General features: G+C 68.1%; 13 protein-coding genes. 6 read left to right on the top strand and 7 right to left on the bottom strand.

Annotated elements, in window-relative coordinates; genetic code table 11:
* Window positions 1–7 precede the first annotated feature (7 nt).
* Window positions 8–997, bottom strand: coding sequence for an NAD(P)H-dependent glycerol-3-phosphate dehydrogenase (locus WJU17_RS14500; RefSeq protein WP_346328114.1), 990 nt, complete (start codon window positions 995–997; stop codon window positions 8–10).
* A gap of 127 nt (window positions 998–1,124) precedes the next feature.
* Here WJU17_RS14500 and WJU17_RS14495 point away from each other — a divergent pair, with 127 nt between their 5' ends.
* A complete protein-coding gene (locus WJU17_RS14495) occupies window positions 1,125–1,724 on the top strand; it encodes a TetR/AcrR family transcriptional regulator (protein WP_346328113.1) in 600 nt (199 codons plus the stop codon).
* 3 nt (window positions 1,725–1,727) lie between these two features.
* Here the strand turns inward: WJU17_RS14495 and tsaD are convergent, their stop codons facing one another.
* A complete protein-coding gene (tsaD, locus tag WJU17_RS14490; RefSeq protein ID WP_346328112.1) occupies window positions 1,728–2,783 on the bottom strand; it encodes a tRNA (adenosine(37)-N6)-threonylcarbamoyltransferase complex transferase subunit TsaD in 1,056 nt (351 codons plus the stop codon).
* A 51-nt stretch (window positions 2,784–2,834) separates the two neighbouring features.
* Here tsaD and hemC point away from each other — a divergent pair, with 51 nt between their 5' ends.
* Genes hemC through WJU17_RS14465 form a run of 5 tightly spaced genes read left to right on the top strand, consistent with a single transcriptional unit; the run spans window position 2,835 to window position 8,741 of the window.
* A complete protein-coding gene (hemC, locus tag WJU17_RS14485; protein ID WP_346328111.1) occupies window positions 2,835–3,773 on the top strand; it encodes a hydroxymethylbilane synthase in 939 nt (312 codons plus the stop codon).
* Between the two features lie 3 nt (window positions 3,774–3,776).
* On the top strand, window positions 3,777–4,478 hold the full coding sequence (locus tag WJU17_RS14480; RefSeq protein WP_346328110.1) for a uroporphyrinogen-III synthase: 702 nt from the start codon (window positions 3,777–3,779) through the stop codon (window positions 4,476–4,478).
* Window positions 4,475–5,539: a mitofilin family membrane protein gene (locus WJU17_RS14475; RefSeq protein ID WP_346328109.1), complete on the top strand. Its 1,065-nt coding sequence runs from the start codon at window positions 4,475–4,477 to the stop codon at window positions 5,537–5,539. Before WJU17_RS14480 ends, WJU17_RS14475 begins: the two co-directional genes overlap by 4 nt.
* Complete coding sequence (locus WJU17_RS14470; protein ID WP_346328108.1) at window positions 5,536–7,449, top strand: propionyl-CoA synthetase; 1,914 nt, start codon at window positions 5,536–5,538, stop codon at window positions 7,447–7,449. Before WJU17_RS14475 ends, WJU17_RS14470 begins: the two co-directional genes overlap by 4 nt.
* The gene (locus WJU17_RS14465) at window positions 7,446–8,741 is read left to right on the top strand and encodes a heme biosynthesis HemY N-terminal domain-containing protein (RefSeq protein WP_346328107.1); all 1,296 of its coding nucleotides are present in this window, start codon (window positions 7,446–7,448) and stop codon (window positions 8,739–8,741) included. Before WJU17_RS14470 ends, WJU17_RS14465 begins: the two co-directional genes overlap by 4 nt.
* A gap of 22 nt (window positions 8,742–8,763) precedes the next feature.
* Here the strand turns inward: WJU17_RS14465 and WJU17_RS14460 are convergent, their stop codons facing one another.
* Genes WJU17_RS14460 through WJU17_RS14440 form a run of 5 tightly spaced genes read right to left on the bottom strand, consistent with a single transcriptional unit; the run spans window position 8,764 to window position 14,625 of the window.
* A complete protein-coding gene (locus WJU17_RS14460) occupies window positions 8,764–8,994 on the bottom strand; it encodes a formate dehydrogenase subunit delta (RefSeq protein ID WP_346328106.1) in 231 nt (76 codons plus the stop codon).
* On the bottom strand, window positions 8,994–9,791 hold the full coding sequence (gene fdhD / locus WJU17_RS14455; protein ID WP_346328105.1) for a formate dehydrogenase accessory sulfurtransferase FdhD: 798 nt from the start codon (window positions 9,789–9,791) through the stop codon (window positions 8,994–8,996). The genes WJU17_RS14460 and fdhD overlap by 1 nt, the downstream gene beginning before the upstream one ends.
* Before the next feature lie 3 nt (window positions 9,792–9,794).
* Window positions 9,795–12,593: a formate dehydrogenase subunit alpha gene (gene fdhF, locus WJU17_RS14450; RefSeq protein WP_346328104.1), complete on the bottom strand. Its 2,799-nt coding sequence runs from the start codon at window positions 12,591–12,593 to the stop codon at window positions 9,795–9,797.
* Window positions 12,594–12,598: 5 nt separating this feature from the next.
* Window positions 12,599–14,152 carry an NADH-ubiquinone oxidoreductase-F iron-sulfur binding region domain-containing protein gene (locus WJU17_RS14445; RefSeq protein ID WP_346328103.1) on the bottom strand — a complete coding sequence of 518 codons (1,554 nt, stop codon included), beginning with the start codon at window positions 14,150–14,152 and terminating at the stop codon, window positions 12,599–12,601.
* The gene (locus tag WJU17_RS14440; protein WP_346328102.1) at window positions 14,149–14,625 is read right to left on the bottom strand and encodes an NAD(P)H-dependent oxidoreductase subunit E; all 477 of its coding nucleotides are present in this window, start codon (window positions 14,623–14,625) and stop codon (window positions 14,149–14,151) included. The genes WJU17_RS14445 and WJU17_RS14440 overlap by 4 nt, the downstream gene beginning before the upstream one ends.
* Window positions 14,626–14,736 lie beyond the last annotated feature (111 nt).

Genomic DNA, 14,736 nt, shown 5'->3' with positions numbered 1-14,736 from the left:
CATGCTCCTAAAGAGTTTCCAGCTTGAACGGACGGCTGAGCAGGGCGTCGATCTCGTCGGTGACGACCGCGCCATGATTCAGCACGCGATCCATGGCACCGCAGATCGGCATTTCGATCTCGTGGCGATCGGCAAGTGCGGCGACGCCACTGGCGGTGAACACGCCCTCGGCCACGGACCGCCGCTCGCCGAGGATTTCGGCCAGCGCGCGTCCCTCGCCCAGCGCCTTGCCCAGCGACATGTTGCGCGACTGGGTGCTGCCGCAGGTCAGCACCAGATCGCCAAGCCCGGACAGGCCCATCAGCGTCTCGCGCTGGGCGCCGAGGGCCTGGCCAAGACGCATGATTTCGGCGAGGCCGCGGGTAATGAGCGCCGCGGCGGCGTTGTCGCCCAGCCGGGCGCCGGCGACGATGCCCGCCGCGATGGCCAGCACGTTCTTCACCGCGCCGCCGATCTGGGCGCCGACCACGTCATGGGACAGGTAGGGACGGAAGCGGTTATGACCCAGCGCCTCGATCAGGCGGCCGCCGAGCGCCTCGTCCCGTGCCGCCAGGGTCACCGCCGTGGGCAAGTTGCGGGCCAGCTCCGCCGCGAAGGTGGGGCCGGAGAGCACCGCGATGTCCGCGCCCGGCGCCACGTCTGACAGGACATCGCTCATCAGCGCGAGCGTCTTCTGCTCGACGCCCTTGGAACAGATGACCAGCGGCGCGTCGGCCCCCGCATCGACCAGCTGGCCGGCCACGGCACGCATATGCTGCGCGGGCGCCACCAGCAGAATGGCATCGGCCGCCGCGGCCTCGGCCATGTCGCCCGTGGCGCGCAGCGCCGGGTCGAGCGGAATGCCGGGCAGATAAAGCGTGTTCTCATGCCGGATGTTGACCGCCGAGACGACTTCGTCCTCCAGCGCCCACAGGGTGACCTTGCGTCCCGCGCGAACCGCGCTGGCCGCCAGCGCCGTTCCCCACGCGCCTCCGCCGATAATACCGATGTGGTGCAAAGATGCCGCTCCTCAGGAGACCTGTTTATGCCCGCTCGGCGGACGGGCCGCAACCCCGCGCCCAAGACATAACCGGCGTTCCAAATCCTCGATTGCGCGTAACGATTTCGCTCCGTAATGTCCGGCCATGGCAAGCACCCTCAAATCCATCGCCGATGTCCGCCGCCGCATCCTGGACGCAGCGGCCGCCCGTTTCAGCCAGTATGGCTACGGCAAGACCAACGTGGCGGAAATCGCGGCGGATTGCAGCATGTCTCCGGGCAACCTGTACCGCTACTTCAGGAACAAGGCCGATATCGCCGAAGTCATCATGCGCGAGGCCATGGACGAGACCCTGGCCGCGCTGAAGTCGGTGTTCGCCCTGCCGCACCTGACGGTGGCGGGCCAGTTCCGCGAGTTCGTGCTACGCGAGATGCACTTCACCTTCGAGCAGCTCCAGACCTATCCGACCCTGCAGGAGCAGGTCCGCGATCCGCACGGCAAGGGGCCGATGCTGGCCCAGGAATATCTCGAGCGGTCACGCGGCCTGCTGGCTGATATTTTGAAAGCGGGCGCGACGACCGGGGAATTCGCCATCGAGGATCCGGATGCCGCCGCCTCGTTCATCCAGGACGCCACCCTGAAGTTTCGTTATCCCCAGCTTCACACCCAGTGCACCCTGACGGATCTGGAGCCGCAGGTGGAAGGTGTCATCCAGTTGCTGATCAGTGGCCTGACCCGGCGCTGACCCTTAGGCTTTGACGCCCGCGCCCATGGCGGCGGGCGCATCCGGATCGAGCGGCCAGCGGGCACGGGCCGGCGCCTCCAGCGTGTCGGTCATGCCCAGGGCCAGGCGTTCCAGCCCGGCCCAGGCGATCATCGCGCCATTGTCCGTGCAGAGGGAAATGGGCGGGCACACCATCGCGAAATCCTGCTGTTCGCACAGCACGCCCAGGCGCGCACGCAGGTATTTGTTGGCCGCGACGCCGCCCGAGATCACGAAGGTCCGGTTCGCCCCGCCGGTCATCTCGTTGAAGATGACCATGGCGCGCCGTGTCCGGTCAGCAAGCACGTCGCCCGCCGCGGCCTGGAAACCGGCGCACAGATCCGCCTTGTCCTGATCGGTGGGAACGCCGAGGCGTTCGGTTTCGCGGCGGATCGCCGTCTTCAGGCCCGAGAAGGAGAAATGGCAATCATCCCGGCCGATCAGCGGCCGCGGCAGGTGAAACCGTGCCGGATCGCCAGCCTGCGCGGCGGCTTCCACCGCGGGACCGCCGGGATAACCGAGGCCCAGCAGCTTGGCCGTCTTGTCGAAGGCCTCGCCGACGGCATCGTCGATTGTGGTGCCGAGACGGCGGAACCGGCCGACGCCCTCGACCACCAGCAGCTGGCAATGGCCGCCGGAGACCAGCAGCAGCAGGTAGGGAAACGCGACCTTGTCGGTCATGCGCACGGCAAGTGCGTGCGCTTCCAGATGATTGATCGCGACAAACTTCAGGCCATGCGCGCTGGCCACGGCCTTCGCCGTCATCAGCCCGACCATGACGCCGCCGATCAGCCCCGGCCCGGAGGTGACCGCCACGCCGTCCAGATCGGCATAGGACACGCCCGCCGTCTCCATCGCTTCGCGGATCAAACCATCGAGATGATCGATATGGGCGCGCGCGGCGATTTCCGGCACCACGCCGCCATAGGGACGGTGCTCGTCGAGCTGGCTGAGGACGATATTGGATAGGATGCCCCGCTCGCTGTCCACGACGGCGGCGGCGGTTTCGTCGCAACTGGTTTCGATGCCGAGGACGCGCACGCTGTTCCCTTAGGCTTCAAGTTCGGGCCGGGGCCTGTTATAGCCTCAAACATGAGCGAGACAACCCGACAACGCCCGGTACGCATCGGCACCCGCAGCAGCCCGCTGGCGCTGGCGCAGGCCCATGAAGTCAAACAGCGGCTGCTTGCCGCGCATACGTGCTACGCCGAGTCCGACATCGAGATCGTGCCGATGTCGACCAAGGGCGACCGCATCCAGAATCGCGCCCTGTCCGAACTGGGCGGCAAGGGTCTGTTCACCGAGGAGATCGAGAACGGCCTGCTGGATGGGTCACTCGACATCGCCGTGCACAGCATGAAAGACATGCCAACCGTGCTGCCCGACGGGCTCGGCATCATCTGCATGCTGGAGCGCGAAGACGTGCGGGACACGTTCATCAGTGACAAGGCGCCCAGTCTCGCGGCCCTGGCGCCCGGCGCACTGGTGGGCACGGCCTCGCTGCGCCGTCAGGCACAGGTCCTGCGCCAGCGTCCAGATCTGCGGGTCGAGACCTTTCGCGGCAACGTCCAGACCCGATTGCGCAAGCTGCATGAAGGCGTCGCCGACGCCACCCTGCTCGCGCTGGCCGGCCTGAACCGGCTCGGCATGACCGACGTGGCGACGGCCATCATCGACAGCGACACCATGCTCCCCGCCATCGCCCAGGGCGCCCTCGGCATCGAGGCACGGCTCGGCGACGCGGAAATGAGCCGGTTGCTGCTGCCGCTGGACCATGCCGGAACGCGGCATTGCGTCAATGCCGAACGCGCGCTGCTGGCCGCGCTGGACGGCTCGTGCCGCACGCCCATCGCCGGACTGGCGACCTTGCGCGACGGCAGGATCAGGCTGCGCGGCGAAATCCTCACGCCGGACGGCCGCCTGCATCACACCACCGAGCGCGAAGGGCCGGTGAGCGACGCGGCGGCCATGGGCTGGGATGCGGGCGAGGAACTGCGGCGGCGCGGCGGGCCCGATTTTTTCCGCACGTGAGGCATGATGCGCATCCTCGTCACCCGGCCTGAGGACGACGCGGCGCCGCTGGCGCAGCTGTTGCAGGCACGGGGCCACGACGTCACGCTGGAGCCGTTGCTGCGCATCCGGTTTCGCGACGTGCCCCTGTCGCTGGACAACGTCCAGGCCGTGTTGTTCACCAGCGCCAACGGCGTCCGGGCCGCCGCCCGCGCGACGCCGGACCGAAGTCTGGCCGCATGGTGCGTGGGAGACGCCAGCGCGCGCGCCGCGCGCGACGCCGGCTTCCAGTCCGTATCGAGTGCCTCGGGGGACGTTCATGCGCTCGCGGCACTGGTCCGGCGCCTCGGCGATCCCGCGAAAGGGCCGCTGGTGCATGTGGCGGGAAGCGCGGTGGCCGGCGACCTGGCCGGTACGCTCACCGCCGCCGGATTTAACGTTCGCCGGGCCGTGCTCTATGATTCCGAGGCCGCGACGGCTTTGTCCGAGGCGACCTTGGGCGCTCTTCGCGCCGGCCACATCGACGCGGTGGCGCTGTTTTCCCCGCGCACGGCCCGAACCTTTGCTAAACTGGCGCGAGATGCGGGGGTGGAGCCTATGCTCACCAAGGTAGACATGCTCTGCCTGAGCCGGCCAGTGGCCGATGCCCTCGGAACCTTGCCACATCGGCACAGACGCGTCGCCGCCGAGCCGACGCAGGACGCCCTGATTGAACTGATCGCATGACAGACACACCACCAGCCGCCGCCACCCCGCCCAAGGCAACGCATCGCAAACGCCGGATGACCATGCCGCTGTTGCTGCTGTTCCTGCTGTTCGGGGTTTTCATCGCCGGCGTCGCGCTCGCCCCCCGGATCATCGCCGCGCTTCCCGCGTGGATGAGCGGCGAGGAGGACGGGCCCGTGGCCCCGACAACGGTGGACAGCACCCTCGCCTCACCGCCGCCTGCCCTTGTCCCGGCGCCCGCACCCGCACCGGAAGCGGAGGCGACCGAACCGGCCACTGCCGCCGAAACACCGGCCGTGTCGCCCTACATGGCGGCGGGCGACATGCTGGGCGCCGTGCAGGAACGGCTTGCCGCACTGGAGGACGAGATCGAGCGTCAGGAGACCCAAGAAGGCCACGTCTCGGCCGGCCAGGTCGCCGCGCTGGGCAGCCAGATCAATCAGCTATTCCAGCAAGTGACCCAGCAGCAGGCACGGCTCGCCACGCTGGAGGACAACGCCGGCAAGAAGATGCTGCAGCCCCTGACGGTTCTGGCCCTGTCGCGGCTGCGTCAGGCCGTGGAGCAGGGCGTTCCCTACGCCGGCGCGCTGGACGGGACGGAACGTTTGATCGACGCTGCCGCGCTGCCCGAGGAAGGCCGGACCGGGCTCCTGACGCTGGATGCCCACAAGACCACCGGCGTGGCATCGACGGCCGCATTGCGCGACTCCTTCGCGGCGGATATTCCCGCGATCATCGAAGCGGAATCCATGCCGGCGAATGCCTCCTGGTGGGACAAGACCATGGCCCGCATCGAAGGCATCTTCACCGTGCGCCCGACCGGCGAGGTCAAGGGGCAGGACACGCCCGCCCTCGTGGCCCGGGCCGAAGCGGCGCTTGCTCGGGGCGAAGTGGACACGGCAGTTCGCGAGTTGCAGGCGCTGCCGCCGACGGCGGCCCTCGCCGCCGCCGACTGGCTGCACAAGGCGCAGACAAGGCAATCCGTGATCGGCGCGGTCGGCGTTCTCGAAAGCGCGGTGCTCGACACGGCCGCGACCGATGCGGGGGGAGCCGATCGATGAGCCAGTATGACACAGCCTATGCCAGCGCAAGCCGCGACCCTGATGCCTTCTGGGCCGACGCGGCGCGGCATGTTCACTGGGAAAAGCCCTGGGACCGCGTACTGGACGACAGCCGCGCGCCCTTTTATCGCTGGTTCGCGGGCGCCCGGGTCAACACCTGCTACAATTGCCTCGACCGTCACGTGGAGGCCGGACGCGGCGAGCAGGACGCGCTGATCTATGACAGCCCGATCACCGGCACGATCCGTCATTTCACCTACCGCGAGCTGCTGGCGCGCGTCGCCAAGGCGGCTGGCGGTCTGGCGGCGCTCGGGGTGGGCAAGGGCGACCGGGTCATCATCTACATGCCAATGGTGCCCGAGGCGATCATCGCCATGCTGGCCTGCGCCCGCATCGGCGCGGTGCATTCGGTGGTGTTCGGCGGGTTCGCCGCGCATGAACTGGCGACGCGCATCGACGATGCCACGCCCAAGGTGATCCTGTCGGCCTCCTGCGGCATCGAGCCGGGCCGGGTCGTGCCGTACAAGCCGCTGTTGGACAAAGCCATCGCGTTGAGCGCGGCCAAGGTCGGCGCCTGCGTCATCCTGCAGCGCGAACAGGCCCCTGCCGCGCTGATCGAAGGCCGCGACGTCGACTGGGCCGAGTGGGAAGCCGCCGCGGCGCCCGCCGGGTGCGTCACCGTGGACGCGACCGATCCGCTGTACATCCTGTACACGTCCGGCACCACGGGCGAGCCCAAGGGAATCGTGCGCGACAATGGCGGACACCTGGTGGCGCTGGCCTGGTCCATGCGCAACATCTACGGCGTCGAGCCCGGCGAGGTCTTCTGGGCGGCCAGCGACGTGGGCTGGGTGGTCGGCCATTCCTACATCTGCTACGGGCCTTTGCTGAACGGCAATACCAGTATCCTGTTCGAGGGCAAGCCGGTCGGCACGCCAGACGCGGCGACCTACTGGCGCCTGATCGAGCGCCACCAGGTCAAGGTGATGTTCACCGCGCCGACCGCCCTGCGCGCGATCAAGCAGCAGGACCCGGACGGCCAACTGGCCGGGAATTTCGACCTGAGCCGGTTCGCTGCCCTGTTTGTCGCGGGCGAGCGCGGCGACCCCGATACGATCCGGTGGGCGGAGCGGACATTGGGTGTGCCGGTCATCGACCATTGGTGGCAGACCGAAACCGGCTGGCCGATCAACGCCAATCATCGCGGGCTCGGGTTCTATCCGGTCAAGCACGGCTCGCCGGGCAAACCCGCGCCGGGATTCGATGTCCAGGTGGTGGACGAGGCGGCGCGTCCGGTCGCGGCCGGTGAAACCGGCGCCATCGTGATCAAGCTGCCGCTGCCACCCGGCTGCTTTCCCACCCTGTGGGGCCATGACGAGGCGTTCCGCGAGAAATACCTGACCGACTTCCCCGGTTTCTACAAGACCGGCGATGCCGGCTTCATCGACGAGGACGGCTACCTGTTCGTGATGAGCCGCACGGATGACGTCATCAACGTGGCCGGACACCGTCTATCGACCGGCGCCATCGAAGAGGTGCTGGGCGGTCATGGGGACGTAGCCGAATGCGCCGTCTTCGGCGTCGCCGATCCGCTGAAGGGACAGGTGCCGCTGGGCCTCGTGGTGCTGAAGGCTGGCACGAACCGGCACCATGCGGAGATCATCCGGGAACTGGTAGCCCTGGTCCGGGACCAGATCGGACCGGTGGCGGCGTTCAAGACGGCCGCCGTCGTGCCGCGCCTGCCCAAGACGCGGTCGGGCAAGATCCTGCGCGGCACCATGCAGAAGATCGCCGACGGCGCGCCCTGGGCCATGCCCGCGACGATCGATGATCCAGCGACCCTGGATGACGTGGGTGTCGCACTGCGTGGCGCGGGTTACGCCCCTGACCAGAAGGCGGAACCCGCGTGATCAGACTTCTCTTCGCCCTTGCCGTCGTCGTCGTGCTCAGCGCGGGCATTGCCTGGGTCGCGGATCGCCCGGGCAGCGTCGCCATCGAGTTCGACAACCACCGGCTGGACACCTCGGTCGCGGCACTGGCCATGGTCGGCGCCGGGCTGATGGTGCTGTCGGCCGTGCTGATGCTGGTCTGGCGGTGGGCGACGCAGGGCATCTGGGAAGAACGGAAACTGGCCCGCCACCGGCGCGGCTACAACGAACTGGCGTGGGGCCTGTCGGCTCTGATGGAGGGCGACGGCAAGCGCGCCGAGCGTCATGCCAAGAAGTTCGAGAGTCTGGTGGGCGAAACCGCCCTGTCGGACGTGCTGGCCGGGCAGGCCGCGCTGGCGCAGGGCGACGTGGCGACGGCGCGGCAGCGTTTCCGCGCGCTGGAAGGCGACCGGCGCACCAGGGCGCTCGCGCTGCACGGCCTGTTCGCCGTGGATACCACCGAAGGCGATAGGCCGGCCATGCTGGCCACCGCCAAGCGCGCCATCGAACAGAACCCCAGGGCGGATTGGGCACAGGCAGGACTGTTCGACAACGCGGTGGCGCTCGGCGACTGGACGGCGGCGGACACGGCGCTGCTGGCGTCCCTGAAGTCCGGACGGATCACGGAGGTGGTGTTCCGCCGACGCCGGGCGGTGATCCGCCTCGCCGAGGCCCGAAAGGCCAGGGCGGAGGGCCATCCCGAGGCCGCTCTGAAACTGTCGCGCGAAGCCAGCAAGCTCGATCCGGCGCTGGTGCCGGCAAGGCTGCTGACCGCCGAGGGCTACAAGGCAAAATCCGCCATCCGCCGTGCCCGGGCCGTGATCCGCGAGGGCTGGCGCGCGGCGCCTCACCCCGATCTTGCCGCCGCGTGGCTGACGCTGGCCGAACCGTCGCAGCCTGCGGCCCTCTACAAATACGTGCAGACCCTGGTGGACGAGCGCGAGAGCGTCGACGGGCATCTGGCGCTGTCGCGGCAGGCGATGATCGCCGATCTTCCCGGCCCGGCTCGGGACCATCTGGCGGCCGCCGCGGCCCTGGCGCCCCAGCGACGCGTGTACCGCGCGCTGGAAGCCCTGGAGCAGGCGCAGGGCAATGAGGGCAGCGCCCGCATCGCCGCGGCAAAGGCCGAGAGCGCGCCGCGCGATCCCACATGGCACTGCGGCCAGTGCGGGCATCGCCAGAGCGTATGGTCGGAATTGTGCGGCGGTTGCGGCGCCTTCGGCACGCTGGACTGGACCCCGGACGATCGCGGCGCGCTCCTGACGGCCGGATAGCAGGCTGCCCAGACCGGCACGGTCAGGAGGAGGGCGCGCGTTCCGTCTGGCGGAGCCGGGCAGCCGCTTCCAGAACGAGCGGCTCTAACCCTTCACCGCCCTTGTCCACCAGCGCAAAAAGCGCCCGGCGCATGCGCGGATCCCAGAAGCTGCGGATATGCCCGGCGATACCGTCGATGGCGGCATCATGACCAGCCGCCGCGAAAAAGGCGGCGATCTGGTTGGCCATCCTGACAATCGCCACTTCGTCCATCAGGCGTCCCTTTCGAAAACGACGACGCCCTCGGGCGAGCGGCAGGCAAGCATCATGCCTGCGTCATGGGCCATGGACAGCGCCAGCGTGGTCGGCGCCGAGATACTCGCAAGGCACGCGACACCCACCGAGGCCGCTTTCTGAACCAGCTCGAAGCTGCACCGGCTGGACAGGACCACGAAGCCGTCTGCCGGATCGAGCCCATCGCGCAAAAGAGCGCCGATCAGCTTGTCGAGGGCGTTATGCCGCCCGACATCCTCGCGTACCCGGCGCACCGCGCCGTCCTGCGCGCACCAGCCCGCCGCATGCACCGAGTGGTTCAGGCCATTGAGCGGTTGATGATCGGGCAAGGCCTGGAAAGCCCGGGCGATCGCGCCGGCATCCGGGAAATCCCCTGTCCGGATCGGGCGTGCGGGACGGACGGCGTCCTCAAGGGAGTCGACACCGCACATGCCGCATCCCGTCCTTCCGGCGATGACGCGCTCGCGCCCCGCCCGTTCCGTCAACGCATCGGCGCGGATATCGATGACGTAGCCGTTGGCGGTGGCCAGCGCCTGGACGCCCCTGATCGCCGACGCGGCGGGAACCATGCCTTCCGTCACGGCAAAACCGACGGCGAAATCCTCGAGGTCGGCAGGCGTGACCATCATCACCACCGAGGACCGCTGATTGAAGGTCAGCGCCGCCGGCACTTCCTCGGCCAGATGCCAGCGAACCCGTTCCGCGCCGCGCCGCCCCTCGGCCATGGCACGCTCGGCGTTGAAGCGCGGCGGCCTGCGGAGAGCTGGACGGGCCACGGGCTACTCCGCCGCCGCGGCCGCATCGGCCTGAAGGTTGGTCCGCGTCACCTGGACAGCCGTGACCTTGTATTCGGGACAATTGGTCGCCCAGTCCGAAAACTCGGTGGTAACGATGTTCGCCCCGGTCACCGGATAATGGAAGGTCGTATAAACCACGCCCTGCGGCATGCGGTCGGTGATCACCGCGTGCAGTGTCGTCGTGCCCTTGCGGCTGGCGAGCATCACCCGGTCGCCATCGGCAATGCCGCGTTCCTCGGCGTCGTGCGGATGCAGCTCCAGCACATCCTCGCGGTGCCACACCACGTTGTCGGTACGGCGGGTCTGCGCCCCCACATTGTACTGGCTGAGGATACGGCCCGTCGTCAGAATCAGCGGGAACATGCGCGTGCTGCGCTCCTGCGTCGCCACGAACTCGGTGATGACGAAGTGGCCCTTGCCGCGCACGAACCCGTCCATGTGCATGATCGGCGTGCCCTCGGGCGCGGCCTCGTTGCAGGGCCATTGCACGCTGCCCAGCCGGTCCAGCGTCTCGAAACTGACCCCGGCGAAGGTGGGCGTCAGGCGGGCAATCTCGTCCATGATCTCGGCGCTGCTGGCATAGTGCATGGGATAGCCGAGCGCCGACGACAGGCGGCACGCCACTTCCCATTCGGCCAGACCCGTCTTCGACGGCATCACCGGGCGCACGCGGTTGATGCGCCGCTCCGCGTTGGTGAACGTGCCATCCTTTTCCAGAAACGAAGTGCCCGGAAGGAAAACGTGGGCGAACGCCGCCGTCTCGTTGAGGAACAGGTCCTGGACCACGACGCAGTCCATGGCCCTGAGCGCGGCGGTGACATGCTGGGTGTTGGGGTCCGACTGGGCGATGTCTTCGCCTTGTACGAAGATCGCGCGGAAACTGCCGTCGAGCGCCGCGTCGAGCATGTTCGGAATGCGCAGGCCCGGCTCGGGGTCGAGCGCGGCACCCCATGCCGCTTCGAACAGGCCGCGCGTGACGTCGTCGCTGACATGGCGATAGCCGGGCAGCTCGTGCGGGAACGAGCCCATGTCGCAGGAGCCCTGGACATTGTTCTGGCCGCGCAGCGGATTCACCCCGACGCCTTCCCGGCCGATATTGCCCGTGGCCATGGCGAGGTTGGCGAGGCCCATCACCATGGTCGACCCCTGCGAATGCTCCGTGACACCGAGGCCGTAATAGATCGCCGCGTTGCCGCCGTTGGCGTAGAGCCGCGCCGCCTCGCGCACCAGCGGCGCGGCGACGCCGGTAATGTCGGCGACGGCCTCGGGCGCATGGCGTGGATCGGCGATGAAGGCGGCCCAGTGGGCGAAGCTGTCATCCTCGCAGCGCTCGGCGACAAAGGCGGTGTCCGCCAGGCCTTCGGTCACCACAACATGGGCCAACGCGTTGATCATGGCCACGTTGGCGCCGGGCCGCAGCGGCAGATGACAGGTCGCGGCCACGTGCGGGCTGTCGACCAGATCGATCCGGCGCGGGTCCATCACGATCAGTTTGGCGCCCTGGCGCAGGCGCTTCTTCATGCGCGAGGCAAAGACCGGATGACCATCGGTGGGATTGGCGCCGATGACCATGATGACATCGGCCTTCTCCACGCTGCGGAAATCCTGCGTGCCGGCCGAGGTGCCGAAGGTCTGCTTCAGGCCATAGCCCGTGGGCGAATGGCAGACGCGGGCACAGGTATCCACATTGTTGTTGCCGAACGCGGCGCGGATCATCTTCTGCACCACGTAGACTTCCTCGTTGGTGCAGCGCGAGGAGGTGATCCCGCCGATGGCGCCGCGGCCATGCTGCTGCTGGATCGCGCGCATACGGTCGGCGGTAAAGGCGATGGCCTCGTCCCAGGACACCTCGCGCCAGGGATCCTCGATCCGGTCGCGGATCATGGGGTTGAGGATACGGTCGTCATGGGTCGCATAGCCCCACGCGAAGCGGCCCTTGACGCAGGAATGCCCCTCATTGGCCCCGCCATCCTTCTGCGGCACCATGCGCACGACCTCGTTGCCCTGCATCTCGGCCTTGAACGAGCAGCCGACGCCGCAATAGGCGCAGGTGGTCAGCACGCTGTGCTCGGGTTGGCCCTTGTCGATGACCGACTTCTCGATCAGCGTCGCGGTCGGACAGGCCTGCACGCAGGCGCCGCATGAGACGCATTCCGACTCCAGGAAACTGTCGAAACCGCCGGCGGCGATCTGGGACTCGAAGCCGCGCCCGTCCAGCGTCAGCGCGAAGGTGCCCTGAACCTCCTCGCACGCCCGTACGCAGCGCGAGCACAGGATGCATTTGGCCGGGTCGAAGGCGAAATACGGATTGCTGTCATCCTTCACCGCGTCGAAATGGTTCTGGCCGCTATAACCATAGCGCACCTCGCGCAGCCCGACCGCGCCCGCCATATCCTGCAGCTCGCAGTCGCCATTGGCGGCGCAGGTCAGGCAATCGAGCGGGTGATCGGAAATATAAAGCTCCATCACGCCGCGCCGCAGATCGGCAAGACGCGGCGTATGGGTGCGAACCTTCATGCCCGGCGCGACCGGCGTGGTGCAGGAGGCCGGCGTACCCTTGCGGCCCTCGATCTCCACCAGACAGAGCCGGCACGAGCCGAACGCTTCCAGACTGTCGGTGGCGCACAGCTTGGGGACCTTCACCCCCGCGTCCATCGCCGCGCGCATCACCGAGGTGCCGCCGGGGACGGTGACGGCGATCCCGTCGATCTCGAGCGTGACGGCATGCGCGGCGGCGGCGCGGGCCGGCGTGCCGTAGTCGGTTTCCTTGAGCAGTCCCATGGCTTTTACTCGGCAGCGGCGGCGGGCCGCCGGAAATCTTCGGGAAAATGATGCAGCGCGCTCAGGACAGGCATGGGCGTCAGCCCGCCCATTGCGCACAGCGACCCGTCGGTCATCAGCGTGCACAGATCCTCAAGCAGCGCCAGTTGCCTGGCCTGATCGAGACCGGCATTGATCCGGTCGATCACCTCGACACCGCGCACCGCGCCGATCCGGCATGGCGTGCACTTGCCGCAGGATTCCTCGGCGCAGAACGCCATGGCGAAGCGGGCCTGCCGCAGCATGTCGGCGCTTTCGTCAAACACCACCAGACCGCCATGCCCCAGCATGAATCCGGCGCCGGCCAGGCTTTCGTAATCCGCCGGCAGATCGAGCAGCGCCTCGGGGATATAGCCGCCCAGCGGTCCGCCGACCTGCACCGCCTTGAAAGGTCGGCCCGTGGCGGTGCCGCCGCCGAAATCCTCGATCAGGTCGCGCAGCGTGACGCCGAACGCCTTTTCGACCAGTCCGCCGCGCCGGATGCACCCAGCAAGCTGGAACGGCTGCGTGCCGCGCGAGCGGCCGATCCCGTAATCCCGGTAAAAGGCGCCGCCCCGCGCCAGGATGGTCGGCACCGCCGCCAGGGTGAGAACATTGTTGACCACGGTCGGCTTGCCGAACAGGCCCTCGAGCGCGGGCAGCGGCGGCTTGGCACGGACCATGCCGCGCTTGCCTTCGAGGCTTTCCAGCATGGCGGTTTCCTCGCCGCAGATATAGGCACCTGCGCCTTCCCGCACCTCGATATGGAAAGCATGGCCCGTGCCGCGAATGTCACTGCCCAGCCAGCCGGCGGCCTGCGCCAGACCGATCGCCTGCCGCATCACCGCGATGGCGGCGGGATACTCCGAGCGGATATAGACGAAGCCCTGAGCGGCGCCGACGGCCAGACCCGCGATGGTCATGCCCTCGATCAGCAGCAGCGGATCGCCTTCCATCAGCATGCGGTCGGCGAAGGTGCCGCTGTCACCCTCGTCGGCATTGCAGCAGATGTACTTCACATCGCCTGGCGCGCCTTGGACCGTCCCCCATTTGATCGCGGCCGGGAACCCCGCGCCGCCGCGCCCACGCAGGCCGGATTCGGCGACGGCGTCGATGATGGCTTGCGGTGACAGCGCGAGCGCTTTCTCGAGCCCGTCGAAGCCCTCATGAGCGCGGTAGTCCTCGATGGAGAGCGGATCGGTGATGCCGCAACGGACAAAGGTCAGCCGCTCCTGACGGGCAAGCCACGGAAGCGCGTCGACCAGCCCCAGGCAATGTGGGCTTTGCGGGGAAAAACCGCTGTCGAACAGTGTCGCCACCCCAGCGCGCATATCTTCGAAGCCGTTGAAGCCGAGCCGGCCGTCCGGCGTCGCCACCTCCAGCATGGGCTCGAGGAAATAGGCGCCTCGGCTGCCCGTGCGCACGATCCGCAGGGAAATGCCACGGGTCTGCGCCTCGGCCATGAGCGCATCGCGAAGATCGTCCGCGCCGACCGACACGGAGGCGGAATCGGCCGAAATATAGATGGTGTAGCCGCTCACGTCGCCGCTCCCAGGCGCGCTGTCACCCTATGCGGCGTCGCCCGGCCGAGAAGCGTGCCATCCACGCTGACCGCCGGCGACAGGGCACAGTTTCCGAGGCAGTACACCGCCTCAAGCGTGACTTCGCCGCTGGCCGCGGTTTCGCCCAGGGCCACACCGAAGTGCCGGACGAGAGCGTCGGTCAGACCGCGCGCGCCCATGGACTGGCACGCCTCGGCCTGGCAGACCCGGACCACATGGCGTCCCGCCGGCGTCTGCCGTAGGTCATGGTAGAAGGTCAGCACGCCATAGACCTCGGCGTGGGACAGATGAAGCGCGCGGGCGATGGGTGCGAGCGCGTCGCCCGGCACGTAGCCAACTTCCCGCTGGACGGCCTGCAACACGGAAAGGCAGGCCCCTTCCATATCCGCGTGCGCCGCCAGAATGCGGTCGATCCGGTCGGCAAGATCATGTGGCGGTGTCGCGGCAGTCATTCGCTCGCCTTGTCGTTGCATGGAGCGCCGACCTTACAATCGGCTCCGTCGCACGGCACATAAGTCATTCTGCCCCCAAATCATCGCAGAAGTCGGCCGCAAGACAAAGAG

The organism is Iodidimonas sp. SYSU 1G8 (genome assembly GCF_039655775.1).
Lineage (GTDB): Bacteria > Pseudomonadota > Alphaproteobacteria > SMXS01 > SMXS01 > RI-34.
The sequence above is the reverse complement of the archived record's forward strand: the minus strand, read 5'-3'. Positions and strand labels throughout refer to the sequence as shown.